The sequence below is a fragment of the Kitasatospora purpeofusca genome (assembly GCF_036010405.1).
GTDB lineage: Bacteria > Actinomycetota > Actinomycetes > Streptomycetales > Streptomycetaceae > Kitasatospora > Kitasatospora purpeofusca.
Genome location: NZ_CP108561.1, coordinates 2,990,890 through 3,010,823, shown reverse-complemented (window position 1 = coordinate 3,010,823; position 19,934 = coordinate 2,990,890). Strand labels below are relative to the sequence as shown.

19 protein-coding genes are annotated in these 19,934 nt (G+C 73.1%); 17 read left to right on the top strand and 2 right to left on the bottom strand.

The features are described 5' to 3' along the window. Nucleotides 1-14 precede the first annotated feature (14 nt). Nucleotides 15-698: a hypothetical protein gene (locus OG715_RS12990; RefSeq protein ID WP_266268847.1), complete on the bottom strand. Its 684-nt coding sequence runs from the start codon at nucleotides 696-698 to the stop codon at nucleotides 15-17. Nucleotides 699-898: 200 nt separating this feature from the next. Between OG715_RS12990 and hisI the strand changes: the two genes are divergently transcribed. The 17 genes from hisI to OG715_RS12910 all read left to right on the top strand — a co-directional run bounded on the left by hisI (nucleotide 899) and on the right by OG715_RS12910 (nucleotide 18,960). Then, nucleotides 899-1,270, top strand: a complete 372-nt coding sequence (gene hisI, locus OG715_RS12985) for a phosphoribosyl-AMP cyclohydrolase (RefSeq protein ID WP_266268846.1) — start codon at nucleotides 899-901, stop codon at nucleotides 1,268-1,270. 38 nt (nucleotides 1,271-1,308) lie between these two features. Then, nucleotides 1,309-2,823 (top strand): anthranilate synthase component I, encoded by a 1,515-nt coding sequence (locus OG715_RS12980; RefSeq protein WP_266268845.1) that lies wholly within the window; start codon nucleotides 1,309-1,311, stop codon nucleotides 2,821-2,823. Between the two features lie 52 nt (nucleotides 2,824-2,875). Then, the gene (locus OG715_RS12975; RefSeq protein WP_266268844.1) at nucleotides 2,876-3,322 is read left to right on the top strand and encodes a hypothetical protein; all 447 of its coding nucleotides are present in this window, start codon (nucleotides 2,876-2,878) and stop codon (nucleotides 3,320-3,322) included. Between the two features lie 20 nt (nucleotides 3,323-3,342). Beyond that, entirely contained in the window at nucleotides 3,343-3,975 is a 633-nt protein-coding gene (locus OG715_RS12970) for a TIGR02234 family membrane protein (protein WP_266268843.1), read from the top strand. A gap of 145 nt (nucleotides 3,976-4,120) precedes the next feature. Continuing rightward, a complete protein-coding gene (locus OG715_RS12965; protein ID WP_266268842.1) occupies nucleotides 4,121-4,378 on the top strand; it encodes an HGxxPAAW family protein in 258 nt (85 codons plus the stop codon). A gap of 84 nt (nucleotides 4,379-4,462) precedes the next feature. Continuing rightward, the gene (locus OG715_RS12960) at nucleotides 4,463-4,915 is read left to right on the top strand and encodes a DUF2752 domain-containing protein (protein ID WP_380504385.1); all 453 of its coding nucleotides are present in this window, start codon (nucleotides 4,463-4,465) and stop codon (nucleotides 4,913-4,915) included. 228 nt (nucleotides 4,916-5,143) lie between these two features. Then, nucleotides 5,144-5,950 carry an indole-3-glycerol phosphate synthase TrpC gene (gene trpC, locus OG715_RS12955; RefSeq protein ID WP_266268840.1) on the top strand — a complete coding sequence of 269 codons (807 nt, stop codon included), beginning with the start codon at nucleotides 5,144-5,146 and terminating at the stop codon, nucleotides 5,948-5,950. A gap of 10 nt (nucleotides 5,951-5,960) precedes the next feature. Beyond that, nucleotides 5,961-6,110, top strand: a complete 150-nt coding sequence (gene trpM, locus OG715_RS42400; RefSeq protein WP_368082909.1) for a tryptophan biosynthesis modulator TrpM — start codon at nucleotides 5,961-5,963, stop codon at nucleotides 6,108-6,110. A 66-nt stretch (nucleotides 6,111-6,176) separates the two neighbouring features. After that, entirely contained in the window at nucleotides 6,177-7,457 is a 1,281-nt protein-coding gene (gene trpB / locus OG715_RS12950) for a tryptophan synthase subunit beta (RefSeq protein WP_266268838.1), read from the top strand. A 2-nt stretch (nucleotides 7,458-7,459) separates the two neighbouring features. Next, nucleotides 7,460-8,269 (top strand): tryptophan synthase subunit alpha, encoded by an 810-nt coding sequence (gene trpA / locus OG715_RS12945; RefSeq protein WP_266268836.1) that lies wholly within the window; start codon nucleotides 7,460-7,462, stop codon nucleotides 8,267-8,269. Between the two features lie 208 nt (nucleotides 8,270-8,477). Further along, nucleotides 8,478-8,825 carry a hypothetical protein gene (locus OG715_RS12940; RefSeq protein ID WP_266268835.1) on the top strand — a complete coding sequence of 116 codons (348 nt, stop codon included), beginning with the start codon at nucleotides 8,478-8,480 and terminating at the stop codon, nucleotides 8,823-8,825. Nucleotides 8,826-8,949: 124 nt separating this feature from the next. Next, a complete protein-coding gene (locus OG715_RS12935) occupies nucleotides 8,950-9,411 on the top strand; it encodes a MauE/DoxX family redox-associated membrane protein (RefSeq protein WP_266268834.1) in 462 nt (153 codons plus the stop codon). Nucleotides 9,412-9,490: 79 nt separating this feature from the next. Further along, nucleotides 9,491-10,354 (top strand): DsbA family protein, encoded by an 864-nt coding sequence (locus tag OG715_RS12930; RefSeq protein WP_266268832.1) that lies wholly within the window; start codon nucleotides 9,491-9,493, stop codon nucleotides 10,352-10,354. 189 nt (nucleotides 10,355-10,543) lie between these two features. Next, nucleotides 10,544-11,566 carry a prolipoprotein diacylglyceryl transferase gene (gene lgt, locus OG715_RS12925; RefSeq protein WP_266268831.1) on the top strand — a complete coding sequence of 341 codons (1,023 nt, stop codon included), beginning with the start codon at nucleotides 10,544-10,546 and terminating at the stop codon, nucleotides 11,564-11,566. Nucleotides 11,567-11,702: 136 nt separating this feature from the next. Beyond that, nucleotides 11,703-12,461, top strand: a complete 759-nt coding sequence (locus tag OG715_RS12920) for a VIT1/CCC1 transporter family protein (RefSeq protein ID WP_407660970.1) — start codon at nucleotides 11,703-11,705, stop codon at nucleotides 12,459-12,461. A 444-nt stretch (nucleotides 12,462-12,905) separates the two neighbouring features. Continuing rightward, nucleotides 12,906-17,507 carry a glutamate synthase large subunit gene (gene gltB, locus OG715_RS12915; protein WP_266271656.1) on the top strand — a complete coding sequence of 1,534 codons (4,602 nt, stop codon included), beginning with the start codon at nucleotides 12,906-12,908 and terminating at the stop codon, nucleotides 17,505-17,507. Next, nucleotides 17,500-18,960 carry a glutamate synthase subunit beta gene (locus tag OG715_RS12910; protein WP_266268830.1) on the top strand — a complete coding sequence of 487 codons (1,461 nt, stop codon included), beginning with the start codon at nucleotides 17,500-17,502 and terminating at the stop codon, nucleotides 18,958-18,960. Before gltB ends, OG715_RS12910 begins: the two co-directional genes overlap by 8 nt. 145 nt (nucleotides 18,961-19,105) lie before the next feature. Here OG715_RS12910 and OG715_RS12905 read toward each other — a convergent pair whose 3' ends face one another. Beyond that, the gene (locus tag OG715_RS12905) at nucleotides 19,106-19,537 is read right to left on the bottom strand and encodes a hypothetical protein (protein WP_266268829.1); all 432 of its coding nucleotides are present in this window, start codon (nucleotides 19,535-19,537) and stop codon (nucleotides 19,106-19,108) included. Nucleotides 19,538-19,934: the final 397 nt, after the last annotated feature.

The window sequence follows — 19,934 nt, the reverse complement described above, 5'->3', positions numbered from 1 at the left end:
GTGCCGACGGGGGGTCAGCGAAGGTGTCCGGTGAGCTTGCCGGTGTCCGGCCGGTTGCCCGCCGTCAGGATGCAGGTGTAGTCGCGCCAGCCCTGCTGGTAGAAGGCGTAGCTCGGGCCCACCGGGTAGCTGTAGTACGGCCCGCCGCCGCCCTGCCGCGCCTCGGCGGCGGCCTGGGCCTCCTTGCAGCCGTCCCGCATCGCGTTGGCGACCACGTAGTCGCCGGTCAGCCCCTCGGGCAGCAGCTGGTCGGCGATCGCCTCGCCGTCGTGCCTGCCCTCGCAGGGGCGGGCCTCCGGCTTGGTGACCGTCCGGCTCAGCTGCGGGTGGTCCAGGCAGGTGCCGACGGTGAAGAAGCTGTACGGGACCACCTTGGTCGGCGTCGGGGTCGGGGTCGGGGTCGGCGTGGGGGTGGGGGTGGGCGTGGGGGTGGGTGTCGGCGTCGCGGTGGGGGAGGGCGGGGGCGGCGCGGGGGCCGGGTCGTCCGCCGGCCACAGCAGGACCGTGGCGACCACCGCGAGCAGCAGCACCAGCACCGCCGCGACGCCGACCCGCAGGCCCCGGGACGGCCGGGCGTCCTCGCCGCCGGGGCGGTCGCCGGGACGCTGACCGGGGCGGTCGGCGGCGGACCGGTCGGCCGCGGACCGGTCGCGGTCGGGCGGCCCGGCGGGCCCGGCGGAGTGCTGCTCGGAGGTCATGACCACGAGAATGGCGCAGAGCGGGGGCACCCGGCAGGCGGTTGGCACAACTCGTTCGATCGGATGGTCCTCCCGGTCGGGCACCGCGCCGCGCGCCCCGCCCCCCACCTGCGCCTCACCCGCCCCCACCTGCGCCCACGGGCCCGGCCGCGATCCGGACGGCGGCCCTGGCGGCCGGACCGGGCTGTCACAATGGCCCCATGTCCACCACACCCGCCGCCCCCGGCTCCACCGCCCTGGCCCCCGAGATCGCCGCCCGGCTCAAGCGGACCCCGGACGGACTGCTCCCGGCCGTCGCGCAGCAGTACGACACCGGCGAGGTGCTGATGCTGGGCTGGATGGACGACGAGGCGCTGCACCGCACCCTCACCACCGGCCGCTGCACCTACTGGAGCCGCAGCCGCAGCGAGTACTGGGTGAAGGGCGACACCTCCGGCCACGTCCAGCTGGTCAAGTCGGTCGCCCTCGACTGCGACGGCGACACCCTGCTGGTCAAGGTCGACCAGACCGGCGCGGCCTGCCACACCGGCGACCGCACCTGCTTCGACGCCGACGTGCTCCCGCTCGGCTGAACCGCCCGCTCCGCCCCTCCCCGTAAGGTGCCGCCCGCATGGACCTCGAAGCCTTCCGCAAGCTCGCCGTCGACACCCGGGTCATCCCGGTCACCCGCAGGCTCCTCGCGGACGGCCTCACCCCGATCGGCCTCTACCGCGGCCTCGCCGCCGAGCGCCCCGGCACCTTCCTGCTGGAGTCCGCCGAGCAGGGCCGCAGCTGGTCGCGCTACTCCTTCGTCGGGGTCCGCAGCGCCGCCACCCTGACCGTCGGCCCGGACGGCGACGCCCGCTGGCTCGGCGCCCCGCCGGTCGGCATCCCCACCACCGGCGACCCGCTGGAGGTGCTGCGCGCCGCCCTGCGGACCCTGCACACCCCCCGGCACCCCGACGACGGCCTGCCGCCGCTCACCGGCGGCCTGGTCGGCTACCTCGGCTACGACGTGGTGCGGCGCCTGGAGAAGCTGCCCGACCTCAACCCCGACGACCTGCGGCTGCCCGAGCTCACCCTGCTGCTCGCCACCGACCTCGCCGTGCTCGACCACGTCGACGGCACCGTGCTGCTGATCGCCAACGCCGTCAACCACAACGACCTGGAGAGCGGGGTGGACGAGGCCTACGCGGACGCCGTCGCCCGGCTCGACCGGATGGAGGCCGACCTGCTGAAGCCGGTCGACCCCGGCCTGGCCACCTTCACCCCGACCGGCCCCGGCGAGGTCCGCTCGCCGTTCGGCGGGGCGCCCTACCGGGCCGCGGTGGAGGAGATCAAGGAGCGGATCCGGGCCGGCGAGGCGTTCCAGGTGGTGCCCTCGCAGCGCTTCGAGGCACCCTGCCCGGCCTCCGCGCTCGACGTCTACCGGGTGCTGCGCACCACCAACCCCAGCCCGTACATGTACCTGTTCCGCTTCCCCGGCCCGGACGGCGGCGCCGAGGGCGGCTTCGACGTGGTCGGCTCCAGCCCCGAGGCCCTGGTCAAGGTCACCGACGGCGAGGCGATGCTGCACCCGATCGCCGGCACCCGGCACCGCGGCGCCACCCCGCACGAGGACGCCGCGCTGGCCGCCGAACTGCTCGCCGACCCCAAGGAGCGGGCCGAGCACCTGATGCTGGTGGACCTCGGCCGCAACGACCTCGGGCGGGTCTGCGAACCGGGCAGCGTCGAGGTCGTCGACTTCATGCAGATCGAGCGCTACAGCCACGTCATGCACATCGTCTCCACGGTGACCGGGAAGGTCGCCGAGGGGCGGACCGCCTTCGACGTGCTGACCGCGTGCTTCCCGGCCGGCACGCTCTCCGGCGCGCCCAAGCCGCGGGCGATGCGGATCATCGAGGAACTGGAGCCCACCCGCCGCGGCCTGTACGGCGGCTGCGTCGGCTACCTGGACTTCGCGGGGGACTCCGACACCGCGATCGCGATCCGCACCGCGGTGCTGCGCGACGGCACCGCGTACGTCCAGGCCGGGGCCGGCGTGGTCGCCGACTCCGACCCGCACGGCGAGGACACCGAATGCCGCAACAAGGCCGCCGCCGTCCTGCGGGCGGTCGCCACCGCGAATACGCTGCGTAGGCCGTAGGCCGTAGGCCCCGCGCGCGTCGCGGGGCCGCCGCAGCGGAAGGGACGACAGCATGCCTGACGTGCAGCGGCGGATCGTGGCCGCCGCCAGGGAGCAGCTGCTGCGGCAGTCCGGCGGCCACGGCGGTGTGCGCTCCGTGGTGAGCGAGGACGGGCGCGGGACCCGGCTCCTGGTGCTGGCCCCGGGCGCGTCGTCGGACGCCGCCGGACGGTACCGCAGCGGGGACGCGCTGGTGGTGCTGGAGGTCGCACCGGTCCCGGAGCCGACCGGCGGCCACCGCGCCCACGCGGACGCGCGGGTCCCGCTGTACGTCCTGGTGGACCCGGGCGAGGCGGTCTGCACCGTGCACAGCCGGCCGCTGCCGGGCGCGGGGTACCGGGAGGCGGAGCGGGTGCCGTTCGGGAACGATCTCTTCCTGCCGCTGGGGGAGGGGACGCTGGTGCTGGAGACGGGCGACTTCCCGGTCGGGCCGCCCACCCCGGGTGCGGCGACGGGGTGAGGGCGGGGGACACTGGTCCGGTGACCGCTGAAGCCCGTACCGACGCCGTGTCCGCCGACCCCGCCGCCGCCCCCGCGCCCGCCGCGCGGGCCGGGCGGCGCACGCTCGGGGTGATGCTGCTGCTCACCGTGCTGGGCGCGGTGCTGGTGCTGACCGCCGCCGGGCGGGTCTGGGCCGAGGGCCTGGCCGGCACCCTGGAGGTGTCCGTCACCGGCGGGAAGATCTCCGAACTGCCCGCCGGGCTGGCCCTGGTGGCCCTGGCCGCGGCGGTCGCGGTGTTCGCGGCGCGCGGCGCCGGGCGGCTCGCGGTCGGGGTGCTGACGGTACTGGCCGGGCTGGGCGCCGCCGCGGCCGCCGCGGCGGGCGCCGGGGACACCGCCGCGCTGGACGCCGAGGCGGCCCGCAAGCTGGCACTGACCGGTTCCGCCGCGACCGGGGTCGGGCACACCGCCTGGCCGTGGGTGGCACTGCTGGGCGGGCTGCTGCTGGCGCTGGCCGGGTTCCTGACCGTCCGCTACGGGCGCGGCTGGCCGGCCATGGGCAGCCGCTACGAGGCGCCGACCGGCCGGGCGCCGGTCCGGCGGGCGGCGGCCGAGACCCCGGCGGACCTGTGGAAGGCCCTGGACCGGGGCGAGGACCCGACCGCGCGCTGAGCCGGGCGGACCCGGTCGCACTGTGACGCGATAGACCCGCCACCCGCTTTGGGCCGCCGCTGTACGGCCCGGCACAATGGAGACGTCAACCCGCCAGGGGCCCGCAGGCCCGGCCGGGGCCCCGAGAGCGTAGGAGCACCATCTGATGTCTGCAGGAACGAAGGCCGCCAGCGGCCACACCGTCGCCGCCTGGACCGGCGTGACGATCTCCTTCATCGGCTTCGCCATCGCGGGTGTCGCGATGATCCTGCCGTCGGTGCTGCTGGTCTGGGGCGGCCTGGCGGTCGTCGTGCTGGGCGGCGTGGTCGGCAAGGCCATGGCGATGGCGGGCATGGGCGCGCAGCCCAGCGCCCACACCTACACCCCGGAGGAGCAGGCGGCGCTGGTCGGCAGCGCGGCCTGACCCGGCCGGACCTCCTCACGTGAACGGCGGGCGGCAGGCCCGCCGTTTCGTTTCTCCCGCCGCGCCGTCGGGAGGGGCACAATCATGGGCGTGAACGCCGCCTCCGCCCCCACCGCCGCCGCCCGGCCGTCCGGCCCCCGCCGGCTCGTTCCGCCGCTGGCCGCCGCGGTCGCCGTGGCCGTCCCCGCCGGGTACATCGCCGCGGTGGACCCGAACAACCCCGGGCACTACCCGGACTGTCCCTTCCTCGCGGCCACGGGCTGGTGGTGCCCGGGCTGCGGCGGGCTGCGCTGTGTGCACGCGCTGACCCACGGGGACTTCAACGGCGCCCTGCACGACAACGCGGTCGCGGTGCTGCTGTTCGTGGTGCTGGCGGTGCTCTGGGCGCGCTGGCTCTGGGCGGCGCTGCGCGGACTGCCCGGGCCCCGGCTGGCGCTCGGGCCCCGGCGCTGGGTGCTGGTGGCGCTGTTCGTCCTGGTCTTCACGGTGGTCCGCAATCTGCCGGTCGGTGCCGGTCTGGCCCCGCCGTCGGTCTGAGCCCGGTCCGGACCCGGGAGCGGGGTGGCGGAGCGGTGGGCCGCCGGGCGGGGGTGGCGGAGCGGTGAAGGCGCAGGCCGGAGCCCCCGTACGGTGTCCGTTCCACGAGACGCGCGCCGGGCGGATGCGCTGTGCGCCCCCCCGTGCCGATACCATCGAGGGGCCGGGGGCCCATTGGCCGCCGGCTCCTCGCCAGTAGTACCGGCAAATCATGATGGGGGCGCCCGAGTGAGTGTGCTCGACTCGATCGTCGAAGGGGTCCGCGAGGACCTCGCCGAGCGACAGGCCCGGGTCTCGCTGGACGAGCTCAAGGAGCTCGCCGCCAAGGCCCCGGACGCCAAGGACGGCGTGGCCGCGCTGCGCGGCGACGGCATCCGGGTGATCTGCGAGGTCAAGCGCTCCAGCCCGTCCAAGGGCGCGCTGGCCACGATCGCGGACCCGGCCTCCCTGGCGACCGACTACGCGGCCGGCGGTGCCGCCGCGATCAGCGTGCTGACCGAGCAGCGCCGCTTCGGCGGCTCGCTGGCGGACCTGGACGCCGTCCGCGCCGCCGTGGACACCCCGCTGCTCCGCAAGGACTTCATCGTCACCGCCTACCAGCTGTGGGAGGCCCGCGCGCACGGCGCCGACCTCGCGCTGCTGATCGTCGCGGCCCTCGAGCAGCCGGCCCTGGTGTCGCTGATCGAGCGCGCCGAGTCGATCGGCCTCACCCCGCTGGTGGAGGTGCACGACGAGGAGGAGATCAAGCGCGCGGTGGACGCCGGGGCGCGGATCATCGGCGTCAACGCCCGCAACCTCAAGACCCTCGAGGTGGACCGCAACACCTTCGGCAATGTCGTCCACGCCATTCCGGACAGCATCGTCAAGATCGCCGAGTCCGGGGTGCGCGGTCCGCTGGACGTGATCTCCTACGCCAACCTGGGCGCGGACGCGGTCCTGGTCGGCGAGTCCCTGGTGACCGGCAAGGACCCGCGGGCCGCCGTGGCCGACCTGGTCGCGGCCGGTGCCCACCCGGCGATCCGGCACAAGGACTGATCCCGCCGCCATGAAGATCGCCTCCCGTCTCGCCCCCGGCTGCCGCCCGCGCGGCTGCCGCGCGCCCGCGCGCCGGGTGCTGGGGCGGCGGGTGCGGTACGTCATCGGCTGCGAGCCCGGACAGGTACCCGGGAGGCGATGGCGTCCGACGTCCGGCTGACCGCAGCCATCAGACGTCACGTCATCCGTCGGCATCACCCGTCGACATCATCCGAGGGACTCCACCATGTCCGAAAAGTCCGAAAAGTCTTCAGGAAATCCCGAGCGGGACCACCTGCCCGGCGCCGAGGTGCCGGACGCGCGCGGCTACTTCGGCGCGTACGGCGGCCGCTTCATCCCGGAGGCGCTGGTCGCCGCCGTCGAGCAGGTCGCCGAGGAGTACGAGAAGGCCAAGACCGACCCGGCCTTCACCGCCGAGCTCGACGCGCTGCTCAAGGACTACACCGGCCGCCCCAGTCCGCTGACCGATGTGCGGCGGTTCTCCGCCGAGGCCGGCGGCGCGCGGATCCTGCTCAAGCGCGAGGACCTCAACCACACCGGCTCGCACAAGATCAACAACGTGCTGGGGCAGGCCCTGCTCACCAGGCGGATGGGCAAGACCCGGATCATCGCCGAGACCGGCGCCGGCCAGCACGGCGTGGCCACCGCCACCGCCTGCGCCCTGTTCGGCTTCGACTGCACCATCTACATGGGCGAGGTCGACACCCAGCGGCAGGCGCTCAACGTCGCCCGGATGCGGATGCTGGGCGCCGAGGTGGTGTCCGTGACCTCCGGCAGCCGGACGCTCAAGGACGCCATCAACGAGGCGTTCCGCGACTGGGTCGCCAACGTCGACTCCACCCACTACCTGTTCGGCACCGTCGCCGGCCCGCACCCGTTCCCGATGATGGTCCGGGACTTCCACCGGGTCATCGGGATCGAGGCGCGGCAGCAGGTGCTGGACCGCACCGGCCGGCTCCCCGACGCGGTCGTGGCCTGCGTCGGCGGCGGCTCCAACGCGATGGGCATCTTCCACGAGTTCATCCCGGACGCCGGGGTGCGGCTGATCGGCTGCGAGGCGGCCGGCGAGGGCGCCGAGACGCCCAGGCACGCCGCCACCCTCACCAAGGGCGACCCGGGGGTGCTGCACGGCTCCCGGACGTACGTCCTGCAGGACGAGGACGGCCAGACCATCGAGTCGCACTCGATCTCGGCCGGCCTCGACTACCCGGGCGTCGGCCCGGAGCACGCCTGGCTGAAGGACACCGGCCGGGCCGAGTACCGCCCGGTCACCGACGACGCCGCCATGCAGGCGCTGCGACTGCTGTCCCGCACCGAGGGCATCATCCCGGCCATCGAGAGCGCCCACGCGCTGGCCGGTGCCCTGGAGCTGGGCCGCGAGCTCGGCCCCGAGGCCACCGTCCTGGTCTCGCTGTCCGGCCGCGGCGACAAGGACATGCACACCGCCGCCGAGTACTTCGGCCTCTACGACGAGCCGGGCGCCGGCTCCGCCCACGGGGGTAAGTGACCATGGCTTCCAAGCTCAGTGGCATTCTGGCCGCCGCCAAGGCGGAGGGCCGCGCCGCGCTGATCGGCTACCTGCCGGCCGGCTTCCCGTCCGTGGACGGCGGCATCCGCGCCGTCGGCGCCCTGATCGAGGGCGGCTGCGACATCGTCGAGATCGGCCTGCCGCACTCCGACCCGGTGCTGGACGGTCCGACCATCCAGACCGCGGACGACATCGCGCTGCGGGGCGGGGTCCGGATCAAGGACGTGCTGCGCACCGTCCAGGAGGTGGCCTCGGCGCACCCCGCCGCGGCGGTGCTGGTCATGACCTACTGGAACCCGGTGGACCGGTACGGCGTCGCGCGGTTCGCCGCCGACCTGGCCGCGGCCGGCGGGGCGGGCTGCATCCTGCCGGACCTGCCGGTGGAGGAGTCCGTGGAGTGGCGCAAGGCGGCCGAGGAGCACGGTCTGGACACCGTGTTCGTGGTCGCGCCGAGCAGCAAGGACCGCCGGCTCGCGGAGGTCACCTCGGCCGGCAGCGGTTTCGTGTACGCGGCCGCGGTGATGGGCGTGACCGGCAGCCGGGCGCAGGTCGGCGACCTCGCCGAGGACCTGGTCGCCCGGACCAGGGCCACCACCGAACTGCCGGTCTGCGTCGGCCTCGGGGTGTCGACCCGTGAGCAGGCGGCGCAGGTCGCCGGGTTCGCGGACGGCGTCATCGTCGGTTCGGCCTTCGTCCAGCGGATCCTGGACGCGGACGGGGACGAGGGGGCCGCGCTCGTGGCGGTCCGCGAGCTGGCCGGCGAACTGGCGCGGGGCGTCCGCCGGGCCTAGGGGCCGAGTCGTACCACTGGCGGCCCGTCATCTCCTCGGAGGTGGCGGGCCGTCGGCGTTCCCCGTCGCTCCGGGCGGTCGGCCGGACCCGAACGGGTGAACAGTGCGGGGCGTGCGCATCAGCGGGGGTTGACCGGCGTTGAGTGGAGGGACGAGTGCACGAACCACGTGCCCCCGGGGCGCGGGAGCGAGCGGAAGGGGTCGGCCGATGCCCGGTCTTCAGCGAGCCGTGCTGCTGCGGGCGGCCGCGGCCGCGCTGGCCCTCGGCGCCGCGCTCGGGGCGCAGGCGGCGGTCGTCCCGGCCCTGGCCAAACGGGGGGTGGAGCGGGCCGAGCGGGACGCGTACGTGTGTGCCGAAGCGGTCCGGATGGAGGCGGTGGCGCGGTCCGGCCGCTCGGATCCGCAGGGGCGGCCGGCGCTCCTCGGCGACAGCCGGTCCGAGCCGGGGAGATCCGAGCCGGGGAGATCCGAGGCCGGGAGGTACGAGCCCGGGCGGTACGACCTCGACCGGTACGAGCTCGGGTGGCCGCCCGGCTGCGACCCGGTCGCTCGTTAGGGTGAAACCGGGTCAACAACTATCAATGTTCACTCTTTCGGCTTAACTCGCGAAACCGGAGGAACCCGGCGTCACCGTCGGCGGTTCATAGGGCGTGACGGTGTTTCCCGAGGGGGTTGTCCGGATGGCCGGGCCGGTGACGGAGTGGATCGGTACGGCGGCCCGGTTGGGCCTGGCCGTGGTCTGGGGCTGGGCGGGGCTGGCGAAGATCGCCGACCCGGCGGAGGCCGCCCAGGCGGTGCGCGCGTACGAGATCCTGCCCGAGGCCCTGGTCAAACCGGTCGGCCACGGGCTGCCCTTCCTGGAGCTGGCGCTCGCGCTGCTGCTGGTGGTCGGCCTGGGCACGCGCCTGGTCGCGGCACTCTCGGCGGGGCTGCTGCTCGCGTTCATCGCCGGGATCGCCTCCGCCTGGGCGCGCGGCATCTCGATCGACTGCGGATGCTTCGGCGGCGGCGGGGCGGTCGACTCCTCGCAGACCGAGTACCTGCAGGAGATCCTGCGCGACACCGGGTTCCTGCTGCTGGCCGGCTGGCTGCTCCGGTGGCCCCGCACCAAGCTCTCGGTGGACGGCTGGCTGGCGCGCTGAGCGCCCCGTCCTCCCACCGCACCACCCCCGTCGTCCCACCGCACCACCCCCGCCCCCGAATCTGGAATGTCCAAGGCTGATGAGCGAGAAGAACCGAGAAGGCAAGCGCACCGCCCGAGAGCAGATGCTGGCGGACCGGGCCGCGGACGAGGCCCGCGGCCGGAAGAAGAAGAAGCTGATCATCGGCGGCGTGGCGCTCGCGGTGATCGCCGCCGCCGTGGTCGTCGGCGTGGTGGTGCAGGACCAGCGCTCCAAGCCGGAGACCCCCACCGCCGCCCCGGCCGGCGCGATCGGGGACAAGAACCTCGTGATCCCGGTCGGCTCGGACAACTCACCGGCCGTCCTCACCGTCTACGAGGACGCGCGCTGCCCCGCCTGCGGCAGCTTCGAGCGGGAGTTCTCGTCCACCATCAGCCAGCTGGAGGACGCGGGCAAGATCTACACCAACTACCACATCGTCTCGTTCATCGACCGGGCGGTGCCGGGCAAGGGCTCCCGCTACGGCGCCAACGCGCTGGCCTGCGCCCAGGACGCCGGGCACTTCCGCGACTACCACGACGTGCTCTACCGCAACCAGCCGGACGAGACCAGCGACGCCTTCGGCGACAAGGCGACCCTGATCAGCCTCGGCAAGCAGGTCGAGGGACTCGACACCCCCGCGTTCGAGGCCTGCGTCAACAACTCCACGTACAGCGGATGGGTGTCGGCCGTCCAGCAGGACTTCGACAAGTCGAGCTACAAGTCCACGCCCACCGTGCTGCTCAACGGGCAGCCGATCTACCCGAAGTTCAACAACGAGGAGATCACCCCGGCCAACCTGGTGAAGTGGGTCGACGCCGCCAACCAGGGCAAGACGCTGGGCACCCCGGGCACCCACGGACAGTCGCCGGCCCCCACCAGCACCGCCTCGGAGAGCAACAACCCCTCGCCGAAGGCCGGCTGAGCCGGGCCCGCCGCCGCGGCCGCCGCCGTCCCCTCCCCGGCCGGAGGGGGCGGCGGCGGGCCGTGCTCCTGGCCCGCGTTCCGATCGGTGCGCCGATCCGTGCGCCGATCGGTGCGCCGATCTGTGCACCGACTGTGACCCGCCGGGGTGTCCTGGACGGGCCGTCGACCCTGTAGCGTCGGAGCTGCCATGGATATCGCCTACATTCCCAGCCCGTCGCGGGGCGTCCTGGAAATCGGACCCGTCCCGCTGCGCGCCTACGCCTTCTGCATCATCCTCGGTGTCGTCGTCGCCGTCTGGCTCGGCAGCAAGCGCTGGGTCGCCCGAGGTGGTGGCAAGCACACGGTCGGCGACATCGCCGTCTGGGCTGTGCCGTTCGGCCTGGTCGGCGGCCGGCTCTACCACGTGATCACCGACCACCAGCTGTACTTCGACGAGGGCAAGAACCCCTGGAACGCCTTCAAGATCTGGGAGGGCGGCCTCGGCATCTGGGGCGCGATCGCGCTGGGCGCGGTCGGCGCCTGGATCGGAGCCCGCCGCCGGGGCGTGCCGCTGCCCGCCTACGCCGACGCGATCGCCCCCGGCATCGCGCTCGCCCAGGCCCTCGGCCGCTGGGGCAACTGGTTCAACCAGGAGCTCTACGGCCGCGAGACCACGCTGCCGTGGGGCCTGGAGATCAAGAAGACGCTGCCGAGCGGTGAGGTCGTCACCGGGATCTACCACCCGACCTTCCTCTACGAGTCGCTCTGGTGCGTGGGCGTCGCGGCGCTGGTGATCTGGGCGGACAAGCGGTTCACCCTGGGTCACGGCCGGGCCTTCGCGCTGTACGTGGCCGCGTACACGGTGGGCCGGTTCTGGATCGAGTGGCTGCGGATCGACGACGCGCACCACATCCTCGGCCTGCGGCTGAACGACTGGGTGGCGATCCTCGTCTTCCTCGGCGCCGTCGCGTACTTCGTGATCGTCGGGAAGAAGCACCCCGGCCGCGAGGACCCGGCGAGCATCGACCCGATGGCCGACGCGGACGAGCGGGCGGCGGCGCCGGCCGACGGGACCGCCGACGCCTCGGACGGGAAGGCGGGCGACAGGCCCGGTGACACGTCGGACGAGAAGTCGGGCGGGAAGTCGGACGAGAAGCCGGGCGGGAAGGCCCAGGACGCCCTCGCCGAGAAGCTCGACAAGTTGGAGAAGGGCGCCAGGAACCCCGCCTGAGCTGCGCCGATCCAGGCCCCCGGCCGCCTTCCGCACCCCGTGCGGAGGGCGGCCGCCGTCATGTTCGGACAGCCTTACTTTGCTGGAAATGCCCAGGTCAACAGGGCTACGGTCAGTAAGTAAGGCGATCGGACCAATGGACGGAGGGGGAAGAGTCGTGACCGCGACCATCCTGGAGCACGAGGCCGGGCAGCACCCGCGGATACCCGCGGCGGGACACCACCGGGACGTCAACGGCGGCTGGCTGCGGCCGGCGGTGTTCGGCGCGATGGACGGACTGGTCTCCAACTTCGCGCTGATGACCGGCGTCGTCGGCGGCGCCGTCTCCAGCAGCACGGTGGTGCTCACCGGCCTGGCCGGGCTGGCCGCCGGCGCCTGCTCGATGGCGGCGGGGGAGTACACCTCGGTGGCCTCCCAGCGGGAGCTGGTGCAGGCCGAGATCGAGGCGGAGCGGCTGGAGCTGAGCCGCAACCCGCACGGCGAGCTGGCCGAGCTGGCCCAGGTGTACGTCGACCGGGGGGTGGACCCGGAACTCGCCCACGAGGTGGCCCGGCAGCTGTCCGCCGACCCGGACCGGACGCTGGAGGTGCACGCCCGGGAGGAGCTGGGCATCGACCCCAACGACCTGCCCTCGCCGTGGGTGGCGGCCGGGTCCTCCTTCGTCTGCTTCGCGGTGGGCGCGCTGCTCCCGCTGCTGCCGTACCTGCTGGGTGCGACCTCGCTGGTACCGGCGCTGCTGCTCTCGGCGGCCGGGCTGTTCGCCTGCGGCGCGGTGGTGGCCCGGGTGACGGCGCGCAGCTGGTGGTTCAGCGGGCTGCGGCAGCTGCTGCTGGGCGGGGCGGCGGCCGGGGTGACGTATCTGCTGGGGTGGCTGATCGGCGGGCAGATCGGCTAGGGGGCCGGGGGCGGCGGAGGGTCACCGTGGGGGTACGGTGTGCTGTTGCATGGTTATGCACTCCACTGGGTGACATTGCGCACATGGCGCCCCGGCTCCGCCTGGCTTGTCTCAGCATTCGAGCCGATCGGGCCAAGGAATCACATCTGCCGGTCGAGTGTGGGAATGGAATCGCAGGCACCCTTGATCGACTGTCGTGGCGGGCGGATGTCGCCCCTGTTTCAGGCGGTCGACGGCCGGGCACAATCGTCAAGGCGTGCGGCGCGGCACGCCCTCCCGCAGCACCCGTGACCTGCGGATCCGTCCCGCGATGTGGACGAGGTATCCCGCTTCCCGGGATGTTCGGCATCATGTAACTTGCACGAAATCGCATCAGGGCCAACGTCGTCCCTACTGCACCAGCCTCCAAAGACGACGACGGGAGAGCCGATGCTGTCTGCATCCATGCACTCCGCCAACGAGCCCCAGGCCGGCGCCGCCCGCCCGCCGTACGCGCTCGTTCCGGATGCGCGACCTGCTGCTCAGGGCCTGTACGACCCGCGAAACGAGCACGACGCCTGTGGCGTCGGATTCGTCGCCACGCTGACCGGCATCGCCGACCACACCGTCGTCGAGCAGGCGCTGACCGTCCTGCGCAACCTGGAGCACCGCGGCGCCACCGGCGCCGAGCCGGACTCCGGTGACGGCGCCGGCATCCTCACCCAGGTCCCGGACGCCTTCCTGCGCGCCAAGGTCGACTTCGAACTCCCCGCCGCCGGCTCCTACGCGGTCGGCATCGCCTTCCTGCCCGACGCCGACGACCAGGACGCCGCCGCCGTCGCGCGGATCGAGGCCATCGCGGCCGAGGAGGACCTGACCGTCCTCGGCTGGCGCGACGTCCCGGTCACCCCGGACCTGCTGGGCGCGACCGCCCGCGGCGTCATGCCCCGGTTCCGCCAGCTCTTCCTCGGCGGCACGGACAGGACCGGCATCGAGCTCGACCGGGTCGCCTTCGTGGTCCGCAAGCGCTCCGAGCGCGAGGCCGGGGTCTACTTCCCGTCGCTGTCCGCGCGCACCATCGTCTACAAGGGCATGCTGACCACCGGCCAGCTGGAGCCCTTCTTCCCCGACCTGTCGGACCGGCTCTACGCCTCCGCGCTCGGACTGGTGCACTCGCGGTTCTCCACCAACACCTTCCCGAGCTGGCCGCTCGCCCACCCGTACCGCTTCGTCGCGCACAACGGCGAGATCAACACGGTCAAGGGCAACCGGAACTGGATGACCGCCCGGGAGTCCCAGCTCGCGACCGACCTGATCCCCGCGAACAGCAACGGTCAGGGCCTGGAGCGGATCTTCCCGATCTGCACCCCGGACCACTCCGACTCGGCCTCCTTCGACGAGGTCCTGGAGCTGCTCCACCTCGGCGGCCGTTCGCTGCCGCACGCGGTGCTGATGATGATCCCCGAGGCGTGGGAGAACCACGTCACGATGGACCCGGCCCGCCGCGCCTTCTACCAGTACCACTCCAACCTGATGGAGCCCTGGGACGGCCCGGCCTGCGTCACCTTCACCGACGGCACGCAGATCGGCGCCGTGCTGGACCGCAACGGTCTGCGCCCCGCCCGCTACTGGATCACCGAGGACGGCCTGGTCGTCCTCTCCTCCGAGGTCGGCGTGCTCGACATCGAGCAGACCCGGGTGGTCAAGAAGGGCCGGCTGCAGCCCGGCCGGATGTTCCTCATCGACACCGCCGAGCACCGGATCGTCGAGGACGAGGAGATCAAGTCGGCGCTGGCCGCCGAGCACCCCTACGCGGAGTGGGTCGAGGGCGGGCAGATCGAGCTCGCCAGGCTCCCCGAGCGCGAGCACATCGCGCACACCCACGCCTCCGTCACCCGCCGCCAGCAGACCTTCGGCTACACCGAGGAGGAGCTGCGGGTCGTCCTGGCGCCGATGGCGAAGACCGGCGGCGAGGCGCTCGGCTCGATGGGCACCGACTCGCCGATCGCCGCGCTGAGCGAGAAGCCGCGACTGCTGTTCGACTACTTCGTGCAGCTCTTCGCGCAGGTCACCAACCCGCCGCTGGACGCCATCCGCGAGGAGCTCGTCACCTCGCTGCTGTCCAACCTCGGCCCCGAGGGCAACCTGCTGACCGCCGAGGCCGCGTCCTGCCGCTCGGTCGGCATCACCTTCCCGGTGATCGACAACGACGAGCTGGCCAAGCTGGTCCACATCAACGCGGACGGCGACCAGCCCGGCCTCAAGGCCGTCACGCTGTCCGGCCTGTACCGGGTCGCCACCGGTGGCGAGGGCCTGGCCGCCCGGCTCGCCGCCGTCGCCGCCGAGGCGGACGCGGCGATCGCCGACGGCGCCCGGATCATCGTGCTCTCCGACCGGCACTCCGACGCCGAGCACGCCCCGATCCCCTCGCTGCTGCTCACCTCGGCGATCCACCACCACCTGATCCGCACCAAGCAGCGCACCCGGGTGTCGCTGCTGGTCGAGGCCGGCGACGTGCGCGAGGTGCACCACGTCGCGCTGCTGATCGGCTACGGCGCCGGCGCGGTCAACCCGTACCTGGCCATGGAGTCGGTCGAGGACCTCGTCGCCCAGGGCACCTTCCTGACCGGCATCGAGGCCGAGAAGGCGATCAAGAACCTGATCAAGGCGCTCGGCAAGGGCGTGCTGAAGGTGATGTCCAAGATGGGCATCTCCACCGTCGCCTCCTACCGCGGCGCGCAGGTCTTCGAGGCCATCGGCCTCGCCCAGGAGCTGGTCGACGCCTACTTCGCCGGCACCACCAGCAAGCTCGGCGGCATCGGCCTGGACGAGGTCGCCAAGGAGACCGCCGCCCGGCACGCCAAGGCGTACCCGGCCTCCGGCATCCCGGCCGCGCACCGCGCCCTGGAGATCGGCGGCGAGTACCAGTGGCGCCGCGAGGGCGAGCCGCACCTGTTCGACCCGGACACCGTCTTCCGGCTGCAGCACTCCACCCGCAACCGCCGGTACGACATCTTCAAGCAGTACACGGACCGGGTGAACGAGCAGTCCGAGCGGCTGATGACGCTGCGCGGCCTGTTCAAGCTGGACGGGCTCGGCCGCACCCCGGTGCCGGTCGAGGAGGTCGAGCCGGTCTCCGAGATCGTCAAGCGGTTCTCCACCGGCGCCATGTCGTACGGCTCGATCTCCCTGGAGGCGCACGAGACGCTGGCGATCGCGATGAACCGCCTCGGCGCAAAGTCCAACACCGGTGAGGGCGGCGAGGACGCGGACCGCCTGTACGACCCGGAGCGCCGCTCGGCGATCAAGCAGGTCGCCTCCGGCCGCTTCGGCGTCACCTCCGAGTACCTGGTCAACGCCGACGACATCCAGATCAAGATGGCCCAGGGCGCCAAGCCCGGCGAGGGCGGCCAGCTGCCCGGCCACAAGGTCTACCCGTGGGTCGCCAAGACCCGGCACTCCACCCCGGGTGTCGGTCTGATCTCGCCGCCGCCGCACCACGACATCTACTCGATCGAGGATCTGGCGCAGCTGATCCACGACCTCAAGAACGCCAACCCCGAGGCCCGCATCCATGTGAAGCTGGTCTCCGAGGTCGGCGTCGGCACGGTCGCGGCCGGCGTCTCCAAGGCGCACGCGGACGTCGTCCTGGTCTCCGGCCACGACGGCGGCACCGGCGCCTCGCCGCTCACCTCGCTCAAGCACGCGGGCGGCCCCTGGGAGCTCGGCCTCGCCGAGACCCAGCAGACCCTGCTGCTGAACGGTCTGCGCGACCGGATCGTGGTGCAGACCGACGGCCAGCTGAAGACCGGCCGCGACGTCGTCATCGCCGCGCTGCTGGGCGCCGAGGAGTTCGGCTTCGCGACCGCCCCGCTGGTGGTCTCCGGCTGCATCATGATGCGCGTCTGCCACCTGGACACCTGCCCGGTCGGCGTCGCCACCCAGAACCCGGTGCTGCGCGAGCGCTTCTCCGGCAAGCCGGAGTTCGTGGTCAACTTCTTCGAGTTCATCGCCGAGGAGGTCCGCGAGATCCTGGCCGAGCTGGGCTTCCGCACGATCGAGGAGGCCGTCGGCCACGCCGAGCACATCGACGCCGAGGCCGCGGTCGACCACTGGAAGGCCGCCGGGCTCGACCTGGCCCCGCTCTTCCACGTGCCCGAGCTGCCCGAGGGCGCGGCCCTGCACCGCACCACCACGCAGGACCACGCGCTGGACAAGGCCCTGGACAACCAGCTGATCGACCTGGCCCAGGACGCCCTGGAGAACGGCGACGCCGTCCGCATCCAGCTGCCGATCCGCAACGTCAACCGGACCGTCGGCACCATGCTCGGCCACCACGTGACCAAGCGGTACCGCGGCGAGGGCCTGCCCGAGGGCACCATCGACGTCACCTTCACCGGCTCGGCCGGCCAGTCCTTCGGCGCCTTCGTGCCGCGCGGCGTGACGCTGCGGCTGGAGGGCGACGCCAACGACTACGTCGGCAAGGGCCTGTCCGGCGGCGTGCTCGTGGTCCGCCCGGCCCGCGACGCGGCGGCCATCGGCAACGACGCGCAGAACCACGTCATCGCCGGCAACACCATCGGGTACGGCGCCACCAGCGGCCGGATCCACCTGCGCGGCAAGGCCGGCGAGCGGTTCGCCGTCCGCAACTCGGGTGCCACCCTGGTCGTCGAGGGCGTGGGCGACCACGCCCTGGAGTACATGACCGGCGGCCGGGTCGTCATCCTCGGCGAGACCGGGCGCAACCTGGCGGCCGGCATGTCCGGCGGCGTCGCCTACGTGCTGGACCTGCGCCCGGCGAACGTCAACAGCGGCATGGTGGGCATCGAGGCCCCCGGCGCCGTCGACCGCGAATGGCTGCGCGAGACCGTGCAGCAGCACTACGAGGAGACCGGCTCCACCGTGGCGGCCGGACTCCTGGCGGACTGGGGCAGCGGGGTCTCCCGCTTCTCCACGATCATGCCGACCGACTACAAGGCAGTGCTCGCCGCCAAGGACGCCGCTGAGCGCGATGGCCTCTCCGAGGCCGAGACCACTCGCAAGATGATGGAGGCGGCACGTGGCTGACCCCAAGGGCTTCCTGACCACGCCCAAGCAGCTCGCCGAGCGGCGTCCGGTGGACGTGCGCATCCGGGACTGGAACGAGGTCTACGTCGAGCGCAGCCTGCTGCCGATCATCACCAAGCAGGCCGGCCGCTGCATGGACTGCGGCATCCCGTTCTGCCACAACGGCTGCCCGCTCGGGAACCTCATCCCCGAGTGGAACGACCTCGCCTACCGGGACGACTGGTCCGGCGCGATCGAGCGGCTGCACGCGACCAACAACTTCCCGGAGTTCACCGGGCGGCTCTGCCCGGCGCCCTGCGAGTCGGCCTGCGTGCTCGGCATCAACCAGGACGCGGTGACCATCAAGAACGTCGAGGTCACCATCATCGACAAGGCCTGGGACCGCGGCGGGGTCACCCCGCAGGTGCCGGAGCGGCTGTCCGGCAAGACGGTCGCCGTGGTCGGCTCCGGGCCGGCCGGCCTGGCCGTCGCCCAGCAGCTCACCCGGGCCGGGCACACCGTCGTGGTGTACGAGCGGGCCGACCGGATCGGCGGCCTGCTGCGGTACGGCATCCCCGAGTTCAAGATGGAGAAGCGCCACATCAACCGCCGCGTCGAGCAGATGCGCGCGGAGGGCACCCGGTTCCGCACCGGCGTGCACGTGGGCGAGGACATCACCGGGCAGCAGCTGCGCGAGCGCTTCGACGCGGTCGTCGTCGCGGCCGGCGCCACCACCGCCCGCGACCTGCCGGTGCCCGGGCGCGAGCTCAAGGGCGTCCACCAGGCGATGGAGTACCTGCCGCTGGCCAACAAGGTGCAGGAGGGCGACTTCGTCGAGCCGCCGATCAGTGCCAAGGGCAAGCACGTCGTGGTCATCGGCGGCGGCGACACCGGCGCGGACTGCGTCGGCACCGCCCACCGGCAGGGGGCGGCCTCGGTCACCCAGCTGGAGATCATGCCGCGACCGGGCGAGGAGCGGCCGTCCGGCCAGCCCTGGCCGACCATGCCGATGACCTACAAGGTCACCTCCGCGCACGAGGAGGGCGGCGAGCGGATCTACTCCGTCTCCACCACCCACTTCAGCGGCGACGAGGAGGGCAACGTCCAGGAGCTGCACCTCGTCGAGGTGGAGTTCAAGGACGGGAAGTTCGAGCAGGTGCCGGGCAGCGAGCGGGCGATCCCGGCGCAGCTGGTCACCCTGGCCATGGGCTTCACCGGGACGGACGTCAGGAACGGTCTGGTCGAGCAGCTGGGCGTGGACCTCGACGCACGCGGTAATGTGTCCCGGGACGCGAAGTTCGCCACCAATGTCGATGGCGTCTACGTCTGCGGCGATGCCGGCCGTGGCCAGTCGCTGATCGTCTGGGCCATCGCGGAGGGCCGCTCGGCCGCCGCGGCGGTCGACACCTACTTGGGCGGCAAGACCCCGCTGCCCGCACCGATCCGGCCGACGGACCGCCCTCTGGTGGTCTGATCCGGTCCAGGTAACCCGGCGCTGCACTCGCCGGGTCGCACCGAGCCGCACCCCGTCAGCGTCGCCGGGCCACCGCGGTCCCTGGCGCCTGCCCACATCCCCGACCAGTTTGGGGGCAGGCGCCGTTCGCGTGCCCGGGGGCGGTTCAGCTCTCCGGGACGGGTTCGGGGAACACGACGGGGCGGCCGGCGAGGTTGAGCACCACCCGGTCGCCGAGGGGGCGGGTGAAGGGGAACCGGGCGTACTGGTAGCTGTGGCGTTCGGTGCAGGTCCTCGGGCGGCCGGTGGTGCGGCCGATCAGCACCAGGACGTCGGCCGTTGCGTACACCTCGCCGGGCCGTGCGTCGGCGCAGTTCTCCGGCTCGGTCATGGACGTCCCGTCCGGGAACGAGACCGTCCCGGTGCCGGAGAACGGCGGGAAGCCGGCCGCGAGGTCGATCCGGCCGCCCAGGAACGCCGCGAAGGCGTCGCCGGAGGTGTAGAAGTCCTCCGACAGCCAGTCCTGTCGGTACAGCCGCAGGCAGCAGCCGGTGCGCCGGATCCGCGCGGACTCGGAGGCGGACCAGGCCTCCGCCACCCGGCGGGCCCGCTCCAGGACCTCGCCGGTGAGGGCCGGGGGGCACCCGCAGGTCCGCGGGAGGAGTCACCGGGGACGGTGGCGACCACGGACAGCAGGGCGAGCGGGAGTGCGGCGGTGGGCAGTCGTCCCGGCACAACGTGGGGGACGTTCGGCCGCGCGTGCGGGTTCCGTCAACTGGTGCCGGTTCCGGCCGAGTTGTGGTCACCCTACGGGTGGTGGCGGGGGTTGGGGATGTGCATCGCGGCGGCGGGGGACTAGAGTGCGTTCCGGGGAGCTACGGTTCGGCTACCGCGCGTATCCGGACGCTGTTCGTCCGGGCGGCCCCGTGGGGGCGGAAGATCCCGATGAGGGCGTTCCGAGGACTGTTGTTCGTCGGTCCCTGGTGGAAGACTGC